The organism is Thalassotalea hakodatensis, assembly GCF_030295995.1.
Classification (GTDB): domain Bacteria; phylum Pseudomonadota; class Gammaproteobacteria; order Enterobacterales; family Alteromonadaceae; genus Thalassotalea_C; species Thalassotalea_C hakodatensis.
In genome coordinates this window covers 3,281,285-3,301,942 of sequence record NZ_AP027365.1, presented here as the reverse complement: position 1 = coordinate 3,301,942, position 20,658 = coordinate 3,281,285, and the positions used below count along the sequence as shown (strand labels likewise).

The following is a 20,658-nucleotide window of genomic DNA, read 5'->3' as shown; positions in this document are numbered from 1 at the left end:
GCTATCAAACCATGTTTAGTCGCGAATAAGCGTTGTTAAACTGAAAGATATGACTGTTTAAACCTTGTTATCTTGATATTTACCTGAACGGAGCTAATAAATACCAATGCGCTTACACCCTATTTTAGTTCAGTTATTCATCTTGAGCTTTCTACTGACTAGCACAGTGTTCGCTCAACAAGCTGAGACCATTGATAAAAAAGTCAATGAGCTAGAACAACCCCTTTATAGCCCGTTTATTGAGCGGTACATGCTTGATGAACTCAAATCATTGCGCCAAGAACAACAAGCATTAAAAGCTGAAATGATCGATAAAGTTGCCAATGCAAAGCTAGAGTCATCTGATCGAGCACTGCGTTATACCGCTGATACTACAAACAACATTTTTTATATCATTACTGCGGCCGCATCTATCTTAGTGTTATTAGGGTGGAAGTCGATTAACGATATCAAAGTACACATGGAATCAAGTACAACGAAAAGAATAGAAAAGTTGACTTTAGAATATGAGAAACGTCTCAACGCTTTGGAAGATACGATTAAAGAACGTTCTAATCAAATTGTTACTGCACAAAAAGAGTTATCAGATAGTAACTTAGTGCATTCACTTTGGATGCGAGCGGGTTTAGAGAAAAGTGATCAAGAGAAGATGAATATTTATGATCAAATACTTGAGCTAAGCCCCCACGACGTAGAAGCATTAACCTACAAAGCTGACATATTACTTGATATGAACGATGATTCTTGGGCTATATCGTTGGTGAATCAAGCGTTAGAGATTGACAGTGAATATGCCTTTGCCTATTGGCAGCGAGCCTGTGCAAAAGCGAAACTAGAACAAAAAAATGAAGCAATAGAAGACATTAAACAAGCCATTGATTTATCTCCACCTTTAAGAGAAGAATTAATGGGGGAAATGTACTTTGAAAGTTTAAAAGATGACGAAGCGTTTATCGCTTTAGCAGAGCTATAGTAGTTATGTGCTAGTTCGCTATAAATAGCGAAGAGCCGTGATGTTTAGGAGAAGTAAATGGCGAAATATCGCGCTGTGGTGAGTTGGCAAAAACAGGCAGATGAAGCTTATATCGATAATAAATATAGTCGTGGCCATACTTGGTCATTTGAAGGAGGGGTGAGTGTACCTGCTTCTTCCTCGCCACATATTGTGCCGCTTCCGTATTCTGTCGCTGAGAATGTTGATCCAGAGGAAGCTTTCGTTGCGTCATTATCGAGCTGCCATATGCTATTTTTTCTCGCGATGGCAGCGAAAAAACGCTATGTGGTTGCTAGTTATCAAGATAATGCATATGGTGAAATGGCAGAAAGTGCCGGTAAAATGATGATGACTCGAGTTACGTTAGTACCTGATGTTGTTTTTACTGGTGCACGCATGCCTTCATCTGAGGTTATCGAAAAGTTACATCACCTGGCTCATGAACAGTGTTTTATCGCAAACTCCGTGAAAACTGAAATAGTTGTTGAAATTCCTCGTTAATATCGGAAATATAATGACAAGTATTGATAGCTGGTATGTTGTTGATTTAGGTGATGCAAATATTGCAGACTTGCTACTTGAACGTTTTAAAAATCAATTAGAAAAAACATATCAATTAGCTAATAGTATCATACCAATGGCCGCATTTTATCGATATGAATCGACAGACCTACACTGTCATACCATGCTTTATTTAACGGCCAGTTTTCAAAAAATAGCTAAGTTACCGAATGCCCAACGATGTAAAGCACCTGATATTCAAGGTTTGCAGTTTATTGCTGGTGATGTAAAGCTCAGTGATTAAGATAGTTAATAAGGAATTTATTTTGCAAAAAAATAGTAACGGTGCATTTATACTTGGCGTTTTTATTTGTATAGGATTAATTACTTTAGGTTACTTTCTTTCATCTGCTGCAATTACGTATAAACAATATGAACGCAGCGTAAAGGTAAAAGGTTTAGCAGAACGTGAGTTGAGTGCAGATGTTGTTATTTGGCCAATTCAATTTGCCGTTGCTAATAATAACCTTGAACATTTATATCGTGACATAGAGCAAAATGCCGAAAAAATAAAAACGTTCATAACTAAACGTGGTATCAATGCCAATGAAATGAGTTTATCAGCACCTGCTATTACAGATAAATCAGCACAACAATATGGAAATAATTCTGTGGCGACTTTTCGCTATACTGCGATACAAACGGTGACGGTTTACTCAACTAATATAGAATCAGTACGGCAATTACAAAGCGCCTTGTCAGAGCTCGGTAAACAAGGAATTGTGTTCACGGGGGGGAATTACCAATCTCGTACAGAATACTTATTTACGCGTTTAAATGACATAAAGCCAGACATGATTGAAGAAGCAACTAGAAATGCACGGGAAGTGGCAGAAAAGTTCGCGTTAGACTCTAACAGTCAATTAGGAAAAATTAAACGCGCTTCACAAGGGCAGTTTAGTATTAGCAGTAGAGATACAAACAACCCTCATATTAAAAGAATACGCGTTGTATCTACTCTTGAATATTACTTATCGGACTAATGGTTTAATAATTAATGATCACCTTACGATCTTTTAGACAAAATGATAGTGACTTATTGGTTAACTATTTAAATAATTCACATGTTACACAATATATTACCAGTGCAATTCCACAACCCTATACTGAGCAAGATGCACAGTGGTGGATTTCCCACAGTCAACAGTCAAATCTTATTAAAGCTATTGAATATCAAGGTGAGTTTGTCGGTTGTATTTCAGCACAACGGGGAGACTTTGAATATTACCGCAGTGCAGAGTTAGGTTACTGGGTTGCTCAAAAATTCTGGGGAAAGGGCATTGCAACAACTACCGTTCAAGATTTTAACCAATGGCTATTTACGACAACCGATATTCAACGACTACAGGTTTCTGTGGTGTCATTGAACAAAGCATCTAGTCGAGTGTTAGCTAAGAATAACTTTACTTGTGAAGGAATGCGTAAACATGTTTCTTACAAAAAGGGTCAGTTCTTTGATGAAGAGTTATGGTCATTATTAAAAAGTGGCAAAGAACGTTAAGCTGCTTATAAGACTACATTTGTGTGCAAATAATCTACATTTTATTGAGTGTTGGCTGGTTATAGTGCTATGTTGTAGTTATAGAAATAAATAATAACAAAAGCACATCAAAACTACAGAGGGATAGGGTATGTCTAAAAAAAGTAAAAGTGGTTATTTATTTATCTTAAGTGGCGTTTTATTTTTATTTGCAGGGTTATTAGGCGATCAGTTGTCTTTCTATGGTGTTGCCATAATGTTTGCTATTTTAGGGGCTGTGACTATCGCTAAAAATAAGCCATCCGTTGATTCTCAACAAGAATAACCTTTTCAATTGGAAGTGATTTTACGTTCAATCGAGTAAATGTTCAGGCGCTCGCTAAGTTTTACACCAGCATTACTTTGATGTGAGTGGCTTTAAACTTTGGTACTTGGCATGATTAGTAATCCTCGTGTCATCTTCCGCTACCATTGAGTCATTTTATCGAAAATGTAAACAACGTCCATCCCATTACTAAGGGAAGATCAATTATATGTCATCGCATTTTTTTATTTGCTCAAAACCTAACAACGATTATGATGCATGCACTTTTCGTTAACAAACTACATAAATATGATTGAAAGAATGGAAACGGGCGCCCGTATGAGCCGGATAGTTAAGCATAACGGTACTATTTATCTGTGCGGCCAAGTATGTAAAGATGCAAGTGATAATATTGCCGGTCAAACAACGACGATGCTGGAAAAAGTAGAAGCGTTATTAGCACAAGCTGGCAGCTCAAAAGAGCATATGCTTTCGGCAACAATATATTTAAAAACGATGGACGATTTTGCTGCAATGAATGAGGTTTGGGATGCTTGGGTACCAGCAGGTCATGCGCCCGCTAGAGCATGTGTGCAAGCACCAATGGCACGAGATGTTTTATTAGTTGAAATATCGGTGATTGCAGCGGAATGTAATTAAGGAGTGATAAATGGCAGCAACATGGCAATATAAAACGTTGAGATTCGATAAGAAACAATTTATTTCTGGCAGATTAGATTTGTCATTGCTTGACGATAAGTTAAATGCTTACGGTGAAATGGGTTGGGAACTGGTTAGCCTTGATACGAATTCATCAGTATTTGGCACTGATATCGCCGCAGTTGCTGTTTTTAAACGATTAACTACATAAGTGATAAGTAATTGACTAAGCCCAATAATTAATTGGGCTTGTTATTTTAATCACGCATAATTTAAATGTTAATTATGCGATAGTGCATGGCTTAATGCTCATGATCACAACTGCCTTCTGCATGAACATGACCATGTTCAAGTTCTTCAGCTGTAGCATCTCGTACTTCGATAATTTCAACATCAAATTTTAAATCAATACCTGCAAGTGGGTGATTACCATCCACAGTAATTTCTTCATCTTGTACATCAACAACAATAACTGTTTGTTCGCCTTCGTCTGTAGTGGCACGCAATTGGCTACCAACATCTAAATCTTCAATTCCTTGGAAAAGCGATTTAGGCACCGTTTGTACAAAGCCATCGTGACGTTCGCCGTAGGCATTTTCTGCTGTAACCTCTACTTCAAATTTATCACCGGCTTGATGATCTGTCAGTGCTTCTTCCAGGCCTGGGATCAAATAACCTGTGCCGTGGATAACCGCTAAAGGTTGGTGATCGTAAGAGCTGTCAATAAGCGTATCTTCGCTGTCAGAAACGGCGTAATGTAACATGACGACTTTGTTAGGGGCTATTTTCATAATAATTCCTAGATTTGAGGTTATTGATTTTCAAGCGTGTATGGCAGAGCCATTATTGAGAGTTGGCACGATTGAGGAGATTTAAGTCTGTGATTAGTAGAGTCTTCAGTATCACTTGCTAGAACTGCTTGGACGTATAGTTCACCGTTATCAGCAAGATAATAACTGATAACGTCTCCAGCTTTACGCCAGTTTTCGCCTAATTGCTTTTCAACAACTAATGGCGTTGAAAGTTCATCACAATTACCGGTTAACGCGAACATTGCTTTTTTATTCCTACCTAGATATTGCATTCGAGCAACAGTTTCTTGGCCTAAATAACAACCTTTGGTAAAACTAATACCATGAATGGCTTGCATGTTCAGCATTTGTGGCACATATTCTTGTTCAGATTCAACCAAGTTAGGTACGCCTTGGCTGATTTCTAATAAAGACCATACATCTTGTGAAAGCGTTGGTATCGAAAGAGAGTCAATGCTGTTGTTAACGGTTTCTTTTTCACCAACAAGCACGTAACGTGGAATATCCCCATCAATATAAAGCAGGGTAATATTGTGCTCCGTTATTGCAGGACAATTAATGTCAGGCACCTGAGAGAATGATTTATTTAAGTGATTAGCTGCTTGTGTGCCACAAACTGCCGCAAAACTGACATGCGCTTGTTCAATATCGACTTTAGCGAATACACTAAATTTTTGTAGCTCGGTTAACGATTGCGTTAACGTACTGATTGGTTGTAGCAATAATAACGCTTGTTGGTGTGAAAATAAGCGAAAACATGAGAGTACTTTACCTTTCGCGGTACAGTGAGCGCCATGTAACAACTTATTTTCCACTAATGATTCTACATCGCAGGTAACTTGGCCTTGTAAATATTTAATTTGTTCTTCGCCTGATATGCTGATAGCGGCAACGCTACGTAACGGTAAAGTAAAAACGTCAGGTAAAGCAGATAAACTTGGTTTCATATGCGTTATGTGATCTGTCATGATGTAATGAATTTGATAGTCTAATGATGACATAAATAAGGGCATTTGTATAAGAGACAAGCCAATAAATTCACGGTAAATCTATCTTTTTTACGTTAGGTATTTTATCTGAACATTAGGTGTTGTTTAAGAGTAAGCCCAACTCATCAAATGAAAGAAAACTAACGATATAATTCGCTTAACATAAGTAGAAGTTGGTAAAGTGAATTTGCTATAATGTGGCTAATGTCGTATTAAGGTAAAAAAAATGTCAGAACCTGTAAATAAAGCTAGACTTAAATGGGCATGTCGTAGAGGTATGCTAGAGTTAGATGTATTGTTTATGCCTTTTGTAGATGAAGCCTATGATGCACTTACAGAAGATAAAAAACGGATTTTTGAACGCTTATTAACTTGCCAAGATCCAGAGTTGTTTGCGTGGTTTATGGGACACGAGGAATGTGAAGACCCACAATTCAACGAAATGGTGCAATTTATACTTAATAGAGTCAAAGTATAGAATACGAATTAAACACTCTTTAATACTCAGCCGTCTGAGCAATGTAGCTATTAGCTTATTTTTTCTATTGTTGGTCATTGTAATATTGATACCTTATTCAATAAGCTGTCAATATGCTTTACTAATGAGTGGTTTATTGTATTTCGGCAGTTTGAGTGTACGTAAAAACATCTCGACAAATTATGTCGTTAACTTGGATAGTTTAGGGCTTGCTGCTGTTAACCAGCAAAGGGCACAGCCAATCGTACAAGGAAGTCGAATTGGCTGGTTAGGCTGTTGGTTGTATTTAGCACCCGTAGATGATGTTCGAAAACAACCAACGAAATTATTTATTTTCAAAGACAGTGTCAGCAAGCAAGATTATGCGCGCCTTTGCCGACACATCCTTAGGTTTCAAAAGAATAATTTACAGGACGTAACTCGGTAACCTGTGCTTTTGGTAACATTTCTGGATAATCAAGGGTGTAATGTAACCCTCTACTTTCTTTTCTCGTCATTGCACATTTAATGATGAGTTCCGCAACTTGAACTAAATTTCGTAATTCAAGTAAATTATTACTCACGCGAAAGTGACGATAATATTCGTCAATTTCTTTTTGTAATAACTCAACACGATGTAATGCGCGTTCGAGGCGTTTTGTGGTGCGCACTATACCTACGTAATCCCACATAAATAACCTTAATTCATGCCAGTTATGCTGTATAACGACTTCTTCATCTGAGTCGATAACGCGACTTTCATCCCAAGGGGGTAAAGCATGATAACCCTGTTTGTGATCTAATGTTTGCTCTATATCTTTTGCAGCCGCTCGCGCAAACACTAAACATTCAAGTAACGAGTTACTCGCCATTCTATTAGCACCATGTAAACCGGTATAGGCTACTTCGCCAATCGCATAAAGGTTGTTAACATCAGTTTGCCCTTGTTGATTTATCATCACACCACCACAGGTGTAATGTGCCGCAGGTACTATTGGGATTGGGCTATTTGTCATGTCGATACCCAATGACATGGTTTTTTCGTATATGGTTGGAAAATGCTGCTTAATAAATTCAGGTGATTTATGGCTGATATCTAGATACATACAATCAGCACCTAAGCGTTTCATTTCAAAATCGATAGCACGCGCCACAATGTCACGCGGCGCTAATTCTGCACGTTCGTCAAAACTAGGCATAAATCTGCTACCATCAGGGCGTCTTAATATTGCCCCTTCACCGCGTAACGCTTCAGTGATCAAAAAATTACCTGCTTCAGGGTGGAATAAACAGGTAGGATGAAATTGATTAAATTCCATATTAGCCACTCGGCATCCTGCTCGCCATGCCATAGCGATACCATCGCCACTGGCAATATCAGGGTTAGAAGTATATTGGTATACTTTTGATGCACCACCGGTCGCTAAAATGACTTTTTTTGCATAAATACCTTCTACTTTTTCGGCATTACGATTCCAAACATAGGCGCCTATGCATGGCTTATTTGATTGTTTGTGATCTCGTACTAAATCAATTGCGTTATAGCGTTCAAAAATACGAATACGATTATGTCGCTTTACACGTTCAATTAACGTAGTTTGTACCGCTTGACCCGTTGCATCAGCTGCATGAAGTATACGGCGATGGCTGTGTCCGCCTTCTCGCGTTAAGTGATATTTCACATCACCGTTTGCATTGTCTTCTTGATCAAACGCGACGCCTTGTTCAATTAACCACTCTAAACATGCTCTAGCATTTTCAGCGGTATACTGTACGGTGCGTCCATCACATAACCCTGCACCTGCAATTAATGTGTCTGCGACATGTGACTCAATGCTGTCATTTTCATCGAATACGGCTGCAATGCCGCCTTGGGCATAAAAGGTTGAACCTTCATACATTTTACCTTTACTTAAAATAACCACGTCAGCATTTTGAGCTAAATGTAAGGCAAGGGTAAGTCCGGCAGCGCCACTACCAATAATTAAAACGTCACAGTTATGTTGATGATTCATGTACGTGGTGAACTAAGGTGTTGTATAATGGCAGGGATTTTATCTTGTAATAGGCGTTGATAACAGCATATTAAATAGAGATCTTTATCTTTTTTTAAATAAATTAAAACTTTTTAGAACTTTTTAATGTTTCCTTAGTCTCACTTTATGCGTTTGTTATGAGCCAAATGTTTTTTTAATTAAGTTGTTTGTAGGAGAATTGGCTCGAATGAGCGAACTGAACGTCGACCAAGAATTGGTTGAGCGGGTACAACGTGGCGACAAAAATGCCTACAACCTGCTAGTAACGAAGTATCAGAACAAAGTAGCAAACTTGGTGTCACGCTATGTAAGAAATCATAGTGACGTCCCCGATATTGTTCAAGAAGCGTTTATTAAAGCGTATCGTGCATTGCCTAATTTTAGGGGTGACAGTGCATTTTATACTTGGCTATATCGAATTGCTGTAAATTGTGCAAAAAACCATATGGTGTCGAGTGGTCGTAAGCCTCCAGGCACAGATGTTGAAATTGAAGATGCAGAGATATATGATTCAGGTGATGCTTTACGTGAAAATGCATCACCCGAAAAATTACTGCTAACCAACGAAATTAAAAAGATGGTGTTTAGTACCATTGAACAATTACCAGATGATTTGCGTACAGCAATTAATTTACGTGAATTAGAAGGGTTAAGTTACGAAGAAATTGCGACAATTATGGAGTGTCCTGTTGGTACAGTACGTTCTAGAATATTTAGAGCTCGAGAGGCTGTAGATAAAAAAATTCGTCCATTACTTCAGCGCTAATAACGAAAAGGTTTAAGGTTTTTCTATGAGTGAAAGCAAATTTGAAACAGTATCTTCGCTAGTCGATAATTTTCATCATGAAGATGCGGTTTTAGACGATGTGCTAAAAGACAATGATATGTCTGAAACTTGGCAGCGTTATCATTTAATTGGTGATGTGTTGCGTGACGATGTAGCACAATCTATAGATATCGATCTTTCTGATGCTATATCAAATGCCATTGCAGAAGAGCCAACAGTGTTAGCTCCGTTGAAAAAACCTAGCTTACCAAGTGTCGTTAAAGCAAAAGTTGTGAGCATGGTGAAACCATTCGGACAAGTTGCAATTGCAGCGTCAGCCGCAGGTTTGATGGTGTTTGGAGTGCAAACTAATGTGGCTGACAAGGATACCGCCACGCCTTACCAAGTAGTTCAAACTGGTTTAGCGGTTGGTGGTGTGGCACAGCCAGTAAGTTTAAACTTTCAACAAAATACTCGTGCTGATCAACAACAAGCGATTGTTGAACAACAACGACGTTTTCATGCGCTTTTACAAGACCATAAACAACAAATGAAATTTAGCGCAGTTATTCCTTCTTCTAAAGATAAGCAGCAACCGCAAGAGGCTGATAAATCGGTTAAATGAAATTAACGACTTTCCTTATTTCACTGGTGTTGATGATATCACCAGTGAAAGCGCAAGAGACGCAAGAACCTACCTCCGCCGAATCATGGCTTAAACAATTATCACATTCACTAAAAACATTAAATTTTGGTACCTCTTTTGTTGTGGTAAAAAATAATCACGCAGAACCGTACCATTGGTTTCATGGCATAAGTGAACAAGGTATTGAACTAGAGATTTTATCTTTACTTAATGGCCCTAGACGCGACGTTTTGAGAAAAGGCGATATTGTCAGTTATATTGAACCAGAACTACCACCGTATTCAGTTAAAACCAGACAAATTACTGGGCCAATTCCTAATGTGTTAAGTAATGATTTAGCCGCGCTTCAAGCACATTATAATTTTGTTTCTGTAGGTAAAAGTAGGGTGCTTGGGCGTGGTGCTCAGGTTATTCGTATTGTACCGAAAGACAACAGTAAATACGCTTATTGGTTATGGCTAGATCAACATACAAGTTTATTATTAAAGTTGGCTGTGATCACTCGAAAAGGCCAACAGCTTGAACAGGTGCAGTTTACCCACCTAGATATTACTGAACAGCCTGCAGAGAGCTTAATACAATTAAATAGTACTGAACTACCTGATGTGGTTGATATTCCAGAAGGCTACCAGCAACAAAAACTTGCTTGGAAAGTTGACTGGTTACCGCAAGGTTTTGAGCGTATCAATGCTAATAGACATCGCATTGTTTCAACAAAAGAACCTGTTGAATTTCAATTGTTTAGTGATGGTTTGGCTGAAGTGTCGATCTATGTAACCCCGAGCAAAGAGCAGCAACGTGCTACTGATTACGTAATGGACGGAGCAACAGTTGTATTAAGTCAAGTAGTGAAAGGCCTTGAAGTGAGCGTTGTCGGTAAAGTGCCAACGCAAACCGCGAAACGTATTGCTGATTCTGTCAGACTCATATCTGGAGTAGCTCCTTGATAGAAGAACATGCACAAGTTATTGAAGTAAATGGTGAAAAAGCTATTGTGCAAACAACGGTTAAGTCTACGTGTAGCGGCTGCCAACAACTTGAATCATGTGGCAGTGGCCAAGTAGCGAAGGCTTTTGGTCAAAAGCAAGTAAGCTATCAAATAAATGCAACCACCCCAGTAAGTATTGGTGATAATGTACTCATCGGCCTATCAGAACAAGTATTATTGTCGGCCGCTTGGCAGGTGTATTTGTGGCCATTAATTGGCTTGTTTATCGGCAGTATAATAGGGCAATATTTTTTTGCTTTAATGAATCTAACGCATGAGCTATTTGCGCTATTTGCCGGTTTTTTAGGCGGATACATTGGTTTTAAATGTGCGCAAATTAAGCAACAACGTACTGCATCAGATGAGCGCTGGCATGCAAAATTATTAAGAGTAATTCAACGCAACGAAAGTTCTTCTCAACGTATTAATCTCAGTTAATAATTCATTAAAATACGATTTTTTCTTCAATATCCCAACAAAAGATAGCCCCCACGCGCTAAATTAGATAAAATCTCGCCACTATTATTTTGTGAAAGCTGTATATTAATTTTCTTCTATGAAACATATCCGAAATTTTTCCATTATTGCTCATATTGACCACGGTAAATCTACGTTGTCTGATCGTTTAATCCAACATTGTGGAGGTTTGACTGCGCGCGAGATGGAATCACAAGTGCTAGATTCAATGGATCTTGAGCGTGAGCGTGGTATCACAATCAAAGCACAGAGTGTGACATTAGATTATAAAGCGAAAGATGGTGAAACGTATCAGCTAAACTTTATTGATACGCCAGGACATGTTGACTTTTCTTATGAAGTTTCACGCTCGTTAGCGTCTTGTGAAGGCGCATTACTTGTTGTAGATGCTGGCCAAGGTGTTGAAGCACAAACTGTTGCAAATTGTTATACCGCGATAGAAATGGATCTTGAAGTATTGCCAATTCTTAATAAAATTGATTTACCTCAAGCGGATCCAGATCGGGTTAGTGAAGAAATAGAAGACATTATTGGTATTGATGCGACAGGAGCAGTAGCTTGTTCGGCTAAAACCGGTATTGGTATTGAAGATGTACTTGAATGTATTGTCGCAAATATTCCAGCACCTAAAGGTGAACCAGACGCGAATTTGCAAGCACTTATTATTGATTCATGGTTTGATAATTACCAAGGTGTTGTATCACTTGTTCGTGTAATGAATGGAGAAGTGAAAAAAGGCGATAAAATGTTAGTGATGTCTACCGGACAAACACACATTATCGATAAAGTGGGTATTTTTACGCCGAAACAAACAGAGACAGGCATATTAAGAACCGGTGAAGTAGGTTTTATCATTGCCGGTATTAAAGAAATTCACGGTGCACCGGTTGGCGATACTATTACTATTGCTAAGAAAGAAGCTGAAGCACCGCTTGCCGGCTTTAAAAAAGCTCAACCGCAAGTATACGCGGGTATTTTTCCAATAAGCTCTGATGACTATGAAAGCTTCAGAGATGCATTAAATAAACTGAGCTTAAATGATGCATCATTGTTTTTCGAACCAGAGAATTCTTCTGCATTAGGTTTTGGTTTTCGTGTCGGCTTTCTTGGTATGCTGCACATGGAAATTATTCAAGAACGCTTAGCACGTGAATATGATTTAGACTTAATAACGACCGCACCTACAGTAAATTATGAAGTTGAAACGACTAAAGGCGAAGTGTTGTCTATCGATAACCCGAGTGATTTACCTCCGGTAAACGATATTGCTGAAATTCGTGAGCCTATTGTTGTAGCCAATATTTTAGTACCACAAGAGCACTTGGGTAATGTGATTACGTTATGTATTGAAAAACGTGGTGTACAAAAAGATATTATTTATCACGGTAAGCAAGTTGCGGTTACTTATGAGTTACCGATGGCAGAAGTGGTCATGGACTTTTTTGATAAGTTAAAATCAACAAGTCGAGGCTATGCATCACTAGATTATCATTTTATCCATTTTCAAGCGTCTGATATGGTAAGAGCTGACGTAATGATCAATGGTGATCGTGTTGACGCATTAGCGATGATTACTCACCGTTCAAATTCAGTAGCTCGAGGTCGAATGCTTGTTGATAAATTGCGTGAACTCATTCATCGTCAAATGTTTGATATTGCTATTCAAGCGGCAATCGGCAATAACATTATTGCGCGTACTACCGTAAAGCAATTGCGTAAAAACGTAACGGCAAAATGTTACGGTGGCGATATTTCTCGTAAGAAAAAATTATTACAGAAGCAAAAAGAAGGTAAGAAACGCATGAAACAAGTAGGTAATGTAGAAGTACCTCAAGAAGCGTTCTTAGCAGTCCTAAAACTGGAAAACTAAAGGTAAATTATGGCGGTATATTTTTCGATTTTATTGGTCATATTGACAGTAATTACAGGTGTTGTATGGCTAGCCGATAAATTTTACTGGGCACCACAACGACGTGTACAGTTAGCCATAGCTCAAAAGCAATGTGATGGTGAACTAGATTCAGACATAGCAGAAAAAATTCTAGAAGCACCATTTTTTATTGATACGCCAGTACAAATATTTCCGGTCATTGCTTTTGTCTTAGTGTTGCGCTCTTTTTTATATGAGCCCTTTCAAATTCCGTCAGGCTCTATGATGCCAACCTTACTCGACGGCGATTTTATTTTAGTTAACAAGCATACATACGGGTTACGTGATCCGGTATTACGCAATAAATTTATTGAAATCAGCGAACCATCACGTGGTGATGTTGTTGTGTTTAAATATCCTGTTGATACACGTATAGATTACATTAAGCGAGTTATTGGCTTACCGGGTGATCGCATTATTTATCGAAATAAGTCGTTATATATTAAAACAGCATGTACCGATGAAAACTCTGCATGTGAAGAGTTTACCCAGATCCCACACACATTTGTTAGTAATGGTGACTATAGTGATGGCGACATTGAATTGACGCGATATACCGCTGAATTACCCACGAAAAAACACGATATTTTAGTCAATAATTTAATTGCACCTAGAACAGAGCATTACCATAAACAAAACGGTACGCAGCGCGATGAGTTTGTGGTACCCGAAGGTCATTATTTTGTGATGGGTGATAACAGAGATAATAGCCTTGACGGTCGTTTTTGGGGGTTTGTGCCAGAAGAAAACTTAGTGGGTGAAGCGGTCTTTATATGGATGAGCTTTGACTTCGAGCGCACGGTAGATGATATTTTACCCACTTGGATACCTACAGGTATTCGCTTTTCTCGTTTAGGTAGCATTAATTAATGGTAAAAAATACGCCACAAGCAATGGCGCGGTTAGAAAAACGCTTAGGCTATCATTTTAATGATCCAGCCTTGTTATTACGTGCGCTAACACATCGTAGTGCTAAAGGGCAGCATAATGAACGCTTAGAGTTTTTAGGTGATTCAATCTTGGGTTTTACTATCGCGCAAGCGTTATATGAAAAGTTTCCGAAAGAAAATGAAGGTGACTTAACACGCATGCGTTCAAGTTTAGTACGTGGTGTAACCTTAGCGGAAATTGGCCGAAACTTTGAACTTGGCCAACATCTCATTTTAGGCCCTGGAGAATTGAAAAGTGGCGGCCATCGACGTGAATCTATTTTAGAAGATGCAGTTGAGGCCATCATAGGAGCGGTCTTTTTAGATTCAAATATTGATATTTGTAAGCAATTAGTGCTTTCTTGGTTTGAACAAAGACTCAATGATATACAGCCGGGCCATTCACAAAAAGATCCTAAAACGCGCTTACAAGAGTACTTACAAGGTCGAAAAATTGCCTTGCCACAATATGAGGTTATTAATACAACAGGTCAATCTCATAACCAAGAATTTACAGTACGCTGTTCAACACGAGAAATTTCTGAACCTGTGATCACCAAGGGCACAAGTAGACGCAAAGCGGAGCAAGCAGCCGCTGAAAAAGTGCTTGGCTTGATCTTATCTGCCAAAGAAAATTCTAAGCAATCGAGGAAATAAGATGACTGAACAGCATTGTGGCTTAGTTGCTATTGTTGGTAGACCAAATGTAGGGAAATCTACCTTACTTAATGCATTACTAGGGCAAAAGGTAAGTATTACGTCTCGTAAGCCTCAAACGACAAGGCATCGTATTTTAGGTATTCTTACTGAAGAAGATAAACAAGCAGTTTTAGTGGACACGCCTGGTTTACATGCGGATGAAAAACGTGCAATAAACCGCTTTATGAATCGTGCAGCAAGCAGTTCTATTGCGGAGGTAGAATTAGTACTTTTTCTTGTTGAAGGCACGCATTGGACCTCTGACGATGAACTGGTATTAAACAAAGTAAAAAATGCCAAAGTACCTTGTGTTTTAGTGATAAATAAAGTGGATAACGTTCAAGACAAAGAATTGTTATTACCGCATTTGCAAAAGTTAGGGCAGCTGCATACGTTTCAAGAGATCATGCCAATATCTGCAACTAAAGGAGATAACGTAGAGAAAATTAAACAATTGTGTTTATCTTCGTTACCGGCTGGCGAATTTTGGTTTCCTGAAGATTATATCACTGATCGTTCAAGTCGTTTTATGGCGTCAGAAATTATTCGTGAAAAATTAATGCGTTTTACTGGTGATGAACTGCCATATTCAACCACGGTTGAAATTGAGCAGTTTAAAATGGACGATAAAGGCGTACTACATATTAATGCATTGATCTTAGTAGAGCGTAACAGTCAAAAGAGAATGGTTATTGGTAATAAGGGTGAACGCCTTAAAACCATTGGTAGAGAGGCGCGCATTGACATGGAAGCGTTATTTGAACGTCAAATATTTCTTGAGTCATGGGTAAAAGTAAAGTCAGGATGGGCTGATGATGAGCGTGCTCTACGTAGTTTAGGTTATGGTGATGATTACTCGGGTTAAGGGTACAACCGCATGCAAGAGTTAGAGCAAAATGCTTTTTTGTTGCATGCTAGGCCTTACAAAGAGCATCAAATAATCGCTGAATTTATTACAGAGCAACACGGGAAAGTATCAGCAATTACCTATTCGGGAAATTCTGTAAAATCGAGTAAAAAAGCATTGTTACAGCCTTTCATCCCATTAAAAGTGGCTTTTAAAGGCCAACGAAATCTTAAAACTATCACGTTGTTAGAAGCCACAGCTAAATCTTGGAATTTGACCGGAAATTACTTATTTAGTGGGTTTTATCTAAATGAATTGCAAAATAAATTGCTTGATGAGTTATTGCCAATGCCCAACATTTTTCAGCAATATCAGCAATCATTAACGCAGTTGGCTGAACAGCAATCTATAGAGCCAGTATTACGCAATTTTGAACGACATCTATTAGATGAACTCGGTTATAGTATAGACTTTTCATTAGCATTTGCGTGTTCAACACCTAATTGTCATTATGTGCCAGAGCAAGGGTTAGTTGTTGAACAATTAAATACACAATTGCCACGATATCCTGTTGAGCATTTACAAGCGATCGCACAAAATGAATTAGCTGACAAACAAGTGATGCAGACTTATAAAAGATTAATGCGAGAAGTATTCCATCATTTACTTGATGGTAAACCACTGAACAGTAGAAAACTATTTATTAAAAGAGATTGAAAATGAAAGATATTTTACTTGGCGTGAATGTGGACCATATTGCGACGTTACGACAAGCACGTGGCACAAATTATCCTGATCCTGTGCATGCAGCCTCTGTTGCTGAACATGCGGGAGCGGACGGTATTACCATTCACTTGCGCGAAGACCGCCGTCATATCCTCGATCGCGATGTAAGACTAATTAAGCAAACACTTCATACGCGAATGAATTTAGAAATGGCCGTAACAGAAGAAATGTTAACGATTGCTTGCGAAGTTAAACCTACGTTTGTTTGTTTAGTGCCTGAAAAGCGTGAAGAGCTAACCACTGAGGGCGGCTTAGATGTTGCTGGTCAATTAGATAAAATGACAGGGGCTGTTGCTCGACTAGCTGATCAAGGGATCCAAACCAGTCTATTTATTGATGCAGATAAAGCGCAAATTGATGCTGCTATTGCCAGTAAAGCGCCATATATTGAGATTCATACTGGTCAGTATGCTGATGCTAGCAATGAAGCAGAGCAAGCGATTGAACTTGAACGGTTAATTGACGGTATTCAATACGCTCATCAAGGTGGATTAAAAGTGAATGCAGGTCACGGTTTAACTTATTTTAACGTAAAACCCATTGCTGCAATTCCTGAAATTATTGAGTTAAATATTGGTCATGCGATCATTGCTCGAGCAGCGATAGATGGCCTAGATAAGGCAGTACGAGATATGAAAAGGTTAATGTTAGAAGCAAGAGTTTAATTATATGTCAGTGATTGGTATTGGTACTGACATTGTAGAGATTGATCGACTTATTGCAATGTCAGACAAAGTGTTAGAAAAGCTTGCACATAGAGTATTAACACCAACTGAGTTGAATAAATATAATTCACTTAAGTTTCCATTGCCTTTTTTAGCTAAACGGTGGGCAGGGAAAGAAGCTGCTGCCAAAGCATTAGGTACAGGGATTGCCGCAGGAGTATCCTTTCAACAGATGGAAATTATCACGTTAGCAAGTGGACAGCCTAGCTTAAAATTAACAGACATAGCATTAATGAAAGCAAAAGAATTAACTGCTAAGTCTTGGCATATTTCTTTATCTGATGAAACCCATTATGCAACAGCATTTGTTGTTTTATCGCGTTGATATGAACATGTTAATGTTTATGATTAAATGATCACGTAGATAAAGTGGCCAAGCAGCTCTTTTTTAGTCTATACTTGTTAATAGTTGTGTTTAAAATTTGCTCAGTAGGTGTGTTATGCAGTCACTAAAACAACCCATGGTAGACAGGCGACGAGAACCCCCTGAAAAGTCAGTGTGGTGGACTAAGTTATCATTAGCGCAAAAATTTTCTGCTAGCAGCCTTGGAAAGTTCGGTTATGAGCTTGCTTTTATTCGTAATGAAAATGGTCATAGTCTTGCCGTCTTAACCTGCAATGGTGGGTTGGCAGTCGTTAACGAAGAAGGTGATATCAATACGTCTCCAGATATTCAATTACGTGACTAAATAATCTAGCTATCAGTCCTCTTGTTGGTTGGAGATAGTTTCTATTTCTGCTAAAGCTTGTGTAGAGTAAGCTATTATTCTATCTACGTGTTCAAAAAATTCATAAAATTCTGGTTCTAATTCGTCTATTCCAGCCCCTCTTTTTAGCTCTGTTTCAATCTGGTGAACCATTTTTCCAAGATCAGGTACCCCCGAATAACAACAAGCTCCATTTAGCTTATGGATTAATATTTTTAATCGTTCTAGATCCTGTGAAGCGAGTGACTCGGTAACGTCTTGCTTTATCTCAGGTAGGCTTTCAATTAACCCTGTTAACATATCTTGTGCAAGCTTTTGTTTTCGTCCTGCACGTTTTAACGCTAGTGGCCAATTGATTACTGATGATGTAGCAATAGATAATGTACCGTTGTCGCCTGTATTTTCTAAAAGGTTATCAGTTTGACATTCTTCTTGTTCGGTGGCAGAAAAATCAGCATTGAGTATTTTCGTTCGTGATGCTTGGGTACCGAGTAAATCTAAATCACAATACTCATAGATAGTGTGCCGTAACATAGTTTCATCAATAGGTTTGGTCATGTATGAGTCAAACCCCTCTTTTAGTAATTTGTCTTTTTCGCTACTTAATGCATGGGCTGTAACCGCGATAATTGGTGTTTGTTCATTTAGTGAGTTTGTTTTTATATGGTTAAGCGCACTGATACCATCCATTATCGGCATTTGAATATCCATAAATATCAATGCGAATTTTTCATTTTTACAAATATCTACCGCTTCTTGACCATTAACAGCAGTTAGTACTTCGCTGACTTGCTCCATCAATAACGCATTGATTAACTTTAAGTTGGCGTCGTTATCGTCTACGGCTAATACTTTTATAGGTACTTTATTTTCGAGCACTTCTGTTAAGGAGTTGGCAAAATCAAAGTGTTGTGGCACAAGAGACTTACATAGCTTTTCGGGAGTTAATGGTTTACTTAAGCAACTTTTTGCACCTAATACGAGTAATGCCTCTTGTAAGTTAGGCGAGTTACTATTGATTGCAAGATGAATTGAAGGGATATGCACTTTTAAAGAAACGATGAGTTGCTTTAGTTCATTAATTGCTGTTGGTGTCACTTCATGACCAATAAGCGCATAATCGAATTGTTTCTTACTGGTTAATGCTGCCGTAACTTGCTCTAAATTTTCAACTGGTGTGACATGCATCTGCCAACTTTCTAGAATTTCACTGTTCGCAATTCTACTGTGCGTGTGTGACTCTAGGTATAAAATACGTTTGTTGCTTAATGCTGGTGGACTTAATAGTGCATCGTCTGGAATCGGGTTGATTTCACATTGAAAGGTAAACCAAAAGGTTGACCCATTTTTCTCATTACTGATAAAACCAATATCACCGTTCATTTCTTTCACTAAACGTTGTGAAATCACGAGACCTAACCCGGTGCCGCCATATAGTCTCGTAACGCTTTGATCGCCTTGGCCAAAAGCCTCAAAAATTGAAGCTTGTTGCGCGGTATTAATACCAATGCCTGTATCGTGTACAGTGATTTTAAGTTGTGCAATATTCTCGCTTTGGCGTTCACAGTCAATATCAATATTCACAGAGCCTTTGTCCGTGAATTTTATTGCATTATTAGCTAGGTTTATCAGTACTTGTTTAATGCGCATAGCATCGCCAATTAACGAGTCAGGTACGTTAGGCACAACACGTAACGACAGCTCAATATTTTTACTGTGCGCGCTAGGCGCTAATAATATCGTAGATTCTTCAACAGTTTCACGCATTGAAAAAGGAATTTTTTCAATGACCATTTTACCGGCATCTAACTTAGAAAAATCTAAAATGTCATTAATAATGGCTAATAAATTGGCTGCTGAACGTTCTATCGTTTGTAAATAATCACGTTGTGTATCTGACAGTGGTGTTTTTAATACTTGGCGGGTGAAACCGATAACACCATTTAATGGTGTTCTTAATTCATGGCTCATATTTGCCAAAAATTCTGATTTAACTTTATTGGCTTCTTGTGCTTTTCGTTTAGCTATGTCTAATTCAACGTTTTGAATTTCAAATTGCTCTAAACTTTCTCGCAAATCAAGCGTGGCTTGGTCAATGCTTCGTTGCATTTCATCTTGATAATCACCAAGTGACTGCGCCATGGCATTAACACCATTTTTAAGAAAATTTAATTCGCCAATTAACTGACCGGTAACTCGGCTTTCTAATTTACCTTCTCTTATTCTATCAACTGCTTGCACCATAGAAGTAATAGGGCGTGTTACATTTTTAATTAACGTGATGGATAAAAGAGCACTAAGAAATGCCCCAACCAAAGCAATAGAAAAAGCAATTAAAAATTGATTTTGTTGTGCAAATTGAACACTGTTCTTATCTATTTGCATGGCAACGTAACCCACAGTAACTTGTTGTAAGTTATTGTTAGCAATTACTTGTGTATTACTTTTCTCATCGATAATCGGGGTACGTAAAATGAGATGATCATCGTAATGAATAAATTGTGTATTTAAGGGAATTTGTTCACCAACTGAAATGCGCATTAGTTCAGTATCACCATGATAAGCACTAGTCACAAAGACTTGGTTATCTTTAGTGAAAATTGTAATGCTTTTTACCAATGATGACTGGCTACGATGGGCAAAGTTTACTAATTCTCTTAGACTACTGCGTTCTTTCTCCTGTAAGCTTTTAGTTGCCGATATTGCAATAGGCTCAATAATGCTGCGTGAACGATTTTCTAAATATTCATTGAGGTTTGTGTAACTAGAATACGAAAAATAACTTGCAATAAACAGCCCTATTAAGGTTGTTGGCACGATGGTGAGTAAGATAACCCAGTCTTTTAGACTTAATTTCTGCATAAG

25 protein-coding genes are annotated in these 20,658 nt (G+C 38.3%); 21 read left to right on the top strand and 4 right to left on the bottom strand.

All coding sequences use genetic code 11. The features are described from left to right. Positions 1–106: 106 nt before the first annotated feature. The 8 genes from QUE72_RS14665 (at position 107) to QUE72_RS14630 (ending at position 4,210) form a co-directional block, all read left to right on the top strand. Positions 107–973 carry a tetratricopeptide repeat protein gene (locus QUE72_RS14665; protein WP_074498847.1) on the top strand — a complete coding sequence of 289 codons (867 nt, stop codon included), beginning with the start codon at positions 107–109 and terminating at the stop codon, positions 971–973. 57 nt (positions 974–1,030) lie between these two features. Further along, on the top strand, positions 1,031–1,495 hold the full coding sequence (locus QUE72_RS14660; RefSeq protein ID WP_286269805.1) for an OsmC family protein: 465 nt from the start codon (positions 1,031–1,033) through the stop codon (positions 1,493–1,495). A 13-nt stretch (positions 1,496–1,508) separates the two neighbouring features. Further along, positions 1,509–1,799 carry a hypothetical protein gene (locus QUE72_RS14655; RefSeq protein ID WP_074498845.1) on the top strand — a complete coding sequence of 97 codons (291 nt, stop codon included), beginning with the start codon at positions 1,509–1,511 and terminating at the stop codon, positions 1,797–1,799. 19 nt (positions 1,800–1,818) lie between these two features. Continuing rightward, positions 1,819–2,538, top strand: a complete 720-nt coding sequence (locus QUE72_RS14650; RefSeq protein WP_286272990.1) for an SIMPL domain-containing protein — start codon at positions 1,819–1,821, stop codon at positions 2,536–2,538. A gap of 14 nt (positions 2,539–2,552) precedes the next feature. Beyond that, on the top strand, positions 2,553–3,056 hold the full coding sequence (locus QUE72_RS14645) for a GNAT family N-acetyltransferase (protein WP_286269803.1): 504 nt from the start codon (positions 2,553–2,555) through the stop codon (positions 3,054–3,056). Between the two features lie 130 nt (positions 3,057–3,186). Continuing rightward, complete coding sequence (locus QUE72_RS14640) at positions 3,187–3,360, top strand: hypothetical protein (protein WP_175573113.1); 174 nt, start codon at positions 3,187–3,189, stop codon at positions 3,358–3,360. A 288-nt stretch (positions 3,361–3,648) separates the two neighbouring features. Next, positions 3,649–3,999, top strand: a complete 351-nt coding sequence (locus QUE72_RS14635) for a RidA family protein (protein ID WP_074498913.1) — start codon at positions 3,649–3,651, stop codon at positions 3,997–3,999. Positions 4,000–4,009: 10 nt separating this feature from the next. Next, positions 4,010–4,210, top strand: coding sequence for a DUF4177 domain-containing protein (locus QUE72_RS14630; protein ID WP_074498843.1), 201 nt, complete (start codon positions 4,010–4,012; stop codon positions 4,208–4,210). Positions 4,211–4,301: 91 nt separating this feature from the next. On the opposite strand, the gene QUE72_RS14625 is transcribed toward QUE72_RS14630, so the two are convergent. Both QUE72_RS14625 and ygfZ read right to left on the bottom strand, forming a co-directional pair. After that, positions 4,302–4,790, bottom strand: coding sequence for an FKBP-type peptidyl-prolyl cis-trans isomerase (locus QUE72_RS14625; protein WP_074498842.1), 489 nt, complete (start codon positions 4,788–4,790; stop codon positions 4,302–4,304). 20 nt (positions 4,791–4,810) lie between these two features. After that, entirely contained in the window at positions 4,811–5,812 is a 1,002-nt protein-coding gene (gene ygfZ / locus QUE72_RS14620; RefSeq protein ID WP_286269798.1) for a tRNA-modifying protein YgfZ, read from the bottom strand. A 214-nt stretch (positions 5,813–6,026) separates the two neighbouring features. On the opposite strand from ygfZ, the gene QUE72_RS14615 reads away from it, so the two are divergent. Continuing rightward, positions 6,027–6,278 carry an FAD assembly factor SdhE gene (locus QUE72_RS14615; RefSeq protein WP_074498841.1) on the top strand — a complete coding sequence of 84 codons (252 nt, stop codon included), beginning with the start codon at positions 6,027–6,029 and terminating at the stop codon, positions 6,276–6,278. A gap of 386 nt (positions 6,279–6,664) precedes the next feature. Here QUE72_RS14615 and nadB read toward each other — a convergent pair whose 3' ends face one another. Then, complete coding sequence (gene nadB / locus QUE72_RS14610; RefSeq protein ID WP_286269795.1) at positions 6,665–8,272, bottom strand: L-aspartate oxidase; 1,608 nt, start codon at positions 8,270–8,272, stop codon at positions 6,665–6,667. A 208-nt stretch (positions 8,273–8,480) separates the two neighbouring features. Between nadB and rpoE the strand changes: the two genes are divergently transcribed. From rpoE to QUE72_RS14550, 12 genes are all read left to right on the top strand, one after another. Further along, positions 8,481–9,059 carry an RNA polymerase sigma factor RpoE gene (rpoE, locus tag QUE72_RS14605; protein ID WP_286269794.1) on the top strand — a complete coding sequence of 193 codons (579 nt, stop codon included), beginning with the start codon at positions 8,481–8,483 and terminating at the stop codon, positions 9,057–9,059. Between the two features lie 25 nt (positions 9,060–9,084). Further along, positions 9,085–9,684: a sigma-E factor negative regulatory protein gene (locus tag QUE72_RS14600; RefSeq protein ID WP_286269792.1), complete on the top strand. Its 600-nt coding sequence runs from the start codon at positions 9,085–9,087 to the stop codon at positions 9,682–9,684. After that, positions 9,681–10,652 (top strand): MucB/RseB C-terminal domain-containing protein, encoded by a 972-nt coding sequence (locus tag QUE72_RS14595; protein ID WP_074498837.1) that lies wholly within the window; start codon positions 9,681–9,683, stop codon positions 10,650–10,652. Before QUE72_RS14600 ends, QUE72_RS14595 begins: the two co-directional genes overlap by 4 nt. Beyond that, positions 10,649–11,131, top strand: coding sequence for a SoxR reducing system RseC family protein (locus tag QUE72_RS14590; protein WP_286269791.1), 483 nt, complete (start codon positions 10,649–10,651; stop codon positions 11,129–11,131). Before QUE72_RS14595 ends, QUE72_RS14590 begins: the two co-directional genes overlap by 4 nt. A gap of 118 nt (positions 11,132–11,249) precedes the next feature. After that, positions 11,250–13,040 carry a translation elongation factor 4 gene (gene lepA, locus QUE72_RS14585; RefSeq protein ID WP_074498835.1) on the top strand — a complete coding sequence of 597 codons (1,791 nt, stop codon included), beginning with the start codon at positions 11,250–11,252 and terminating at the stop codon, positions 13,038–13,040. 9 nt (positions 13,041–13,049) lie between these two features. Further along, complete coding sequence (gene lepB, locus QUE72_RS14580; RefSeq protein ID WP_286269790.1) at positions 13,050–13,970, top strand: signal peptidase I; 921 nt, start codon at positions 13,050–13,052, stop codon at positions 13,968–13,970. Further along, positions 13,970–14,686 (top strand): ribonuclease III, encoded by a 717-nt coding sequence (gene rnc / locus QUE72_RS14575; protein ID WP_286269789.1) that lies wholly within the window; start codon positions 13,970–13,972, stop codon positions 14,684–14,686. The genes lepB and rnc overlap by 1 nt, the downstream gene beginning before the upstream one ends. A 1-nt stretch (position 14,687) precedes the next feature. After that, on the top strand, positions 14,688–15,593 hold the full coding sequence (gene era, locus QUE72_RS14570; protein ID WP_286269788.1) for a GTPase Era: 906 nt from the start codon (positions 14,688–14,690) through the stop codon (positions 15,591–15,593). A gap of 12 nt (positions 15,594–15,605) precedes the next feature. Further along, the gene (recO, locus tag QUE72_RS14565; RefSeq protein ID WP_286269787.1) at positions 15,606–16,292 is read left to right on the top strand and encodes a DNA repair protein RecO; all 687 of its coding nucleotides are present in this window, start codon (positions 15,606–15,608) and stop codon (positions 16,290–16,292) included. A 2-nt stretch (positions 16,293–16,294) separates the two neighbouring features. After that, entirely contained in the window at positions 16,295–17,026 is a 732-nt protein-coding gene (gene pdxJ / locus QUE72_RS14560; protein WP_286269786.1) for a pyridoxine 5'-phosphate synthase, read from the top strand. Between the two features lie 4 nt (positions 17,027–17,030). Beyond that, the gene (acpS, locus tag QUE72_RS14555; RefSeq protein WP_286269785.1) at positions 17,031–17,411 is read left to right on the top strand and encodes a holo-ACP synthase; all 381 of its coding nucleotides are present in this window, start codon (positions 17,031–17,033) and stop codon (positions 17,409–17,411) included. Positions 17,412–17,526: 115 nt separating this feature from the next. Further along, positions 17,527–17,775 carry a hypothetical protein gene (locus QUE72_RS14550; RefSeq protein ID WP_074498828.1) on the top strand — a complete coding sequence of 83 codons (249 nt, stop codon included), beginning with the start codon at positions 17,527–17,529 and terminating at the stop codon, positions 17,773–17,775. 12 nt (positions 17,776–17,787) lie between these two features. On the opposite strand, the gene barA is transcribed toward QUE72_RS14550, so the two are convergent. Then, positions 17,788–20,655: a two-component sensor histidine kinase BarA gene (barA, locus tag QUE72_RS14545; protein WP_286269783.1), complete on the bottom strand. Its 2,868-nt coding sequence runs from the start codon at positions 20,653–20,655 to the stop codon at positions 17,788–17,790. Between the last annotated feature and the right edge of the window lie 3 nt (positions 20,656–20,658).

Coding starts and splice junctions, on each gene's coding strand:
- QUE72_RS14665 (WP_074498847.1), top strand. CDS start 107: ATGCGCTTACACCCTATTTTAGTTCAGTTATTCATCTTGAGCTTTCTA.
- QUE72_RS14660 (WP_286269805.1), top strand. CDS start 1,031: ATGGCGAAATATCGCGCTGTGGTGAGTTGGCAAAAACAGGCAGATGAA.
- QUE72_RS14655 (WP_074498845.1), top strand. CDS start 1,509: ATGACAAGTATTGATAGCTGGTATGTTGTTGATTTAGGTGATGCAAAT.
- QUE72_RS14645 (WP_286269803.1), top strand. CDS start 2,553: ATGATCACCTTACGATCTTTTAGACAAAATGATAGTGACTTATTGGTT.
- QUE72_RS14640 (WP_175573113.1), top strand. CDS start 3,187: ATGTCTAAAAAAAGTAAAAGTGGTTATTTATTTATCTTAAGTGGCGTT.
- QUE72_RS14635 (WP_074498913.1), top strand. CDS start 3,649: ATGATTGAAAGAATGGAAACGGGCGCCCGTATGAGCCGGATAGTTAAG.
- QUE72_RS14630 (WP_074498843.1), top strand. CDS start 4,010: ATGGCAGCAACATGGCAATATAAAACGTTGAGATTCGATAAGAAACAA.
- QUE72_RS14625 (WP_074498842.1), bottom strand. CDS start 4,790: ATGAAAATAGCCCCTAACAAAGTCGTCATGTTACATTACGCCGTTTCT.
- ygfZ (WP_286269798.1), bottom strand. CDS start 5,812: ATGTCATCATTAGACTATCAAATTCATTACATCATGACAGATCACATA.
- QUE72_RS14615 (WP_074498841.1), top strand. CDS start 6,027: ATGTCAGAACCTGTAAATAAAGCTAGACTTAAATGGGCATGTCGTAGA.
- nadB (WP_286269795.1), bottom strand. CDS start 8,272: ATGAATCATCAACATAACTGTGACGTTTTAATTATTGGTAGTGGCGCT.
- rpoE (WP_286269794.1), top strand. CDS start 8,481: ATGAGCGAACTGAACGTCGACCAAGAATTGGTTGAGCGGGTACAACGT.
- QUE72_RS14600 (WP_286269792.1), top strand. CDS start 9,085: ATGAGTGAAAGCAAATTTGAAACAGTATCTTCGCTAGTCGATAATTTT.
- QUE72_RS14595 (WP_074498837.1), top strand. CDS start 9,681: ATGAAATTAACGACTTTCCTTATTTCACTGGTGTTGATGATATCACCA.
- lepA (WP_074498835.1), top strand. CDS start 11,250: ATGAAACATATCCGAAATTTTTCCATTATTGCTCATATTGACCACGGT.
- lepB (WP_286269790.1), top strand. CDS start 13,050: ATGGCGGTATATTTTTCGATTTTATTGGTCATATTGACAGTAATTACA.
- rnc (WP_286269789.1), top strand. CDS start 13,970: ATGGTAAAAAATACGCCACAAGCAATGGCGCGGTTAGAAAAACGCTTA.
- era (WP_286269788.1), top strand. CDS start 14,688: ATGACTGAACAGCATTGTGGCTTAGTTGCTATTGTTGGTAGACCAAAT.
- recO (WP_286269787.1), top strand. CDS start 15,606: ATGCAAGAGTTAGAGCAAAATGCTTTTTTGTTGCATGCTAGGCCTTAC.
- pdxJ (WP_286269786.1), top strand. CDS start 16,295: ATGAAAGATATTTTACTTGGCGTGAATGTGGACCATATTGCGACGTTA.
- acpS (WP_286269785.1), top strand. CDS start 17,031: ATGTCAGTGATTGGTATTGGTACTGACATTGTAGAGATTGATCGACTT.
- QUE72_RS14550 (WP_074498828.1), top strand. CDS start 17,527: ATGCAGTCACTAAAACAACCCATGGTAGACAGGCGACGAGAACCCCCT.
- barA (WP_286269783.1), bottom strand. CDS start 20,655: ATGCAGAAATTAAGTCTAAAAGACTGGGTTATCTTACTCACCATCGTG.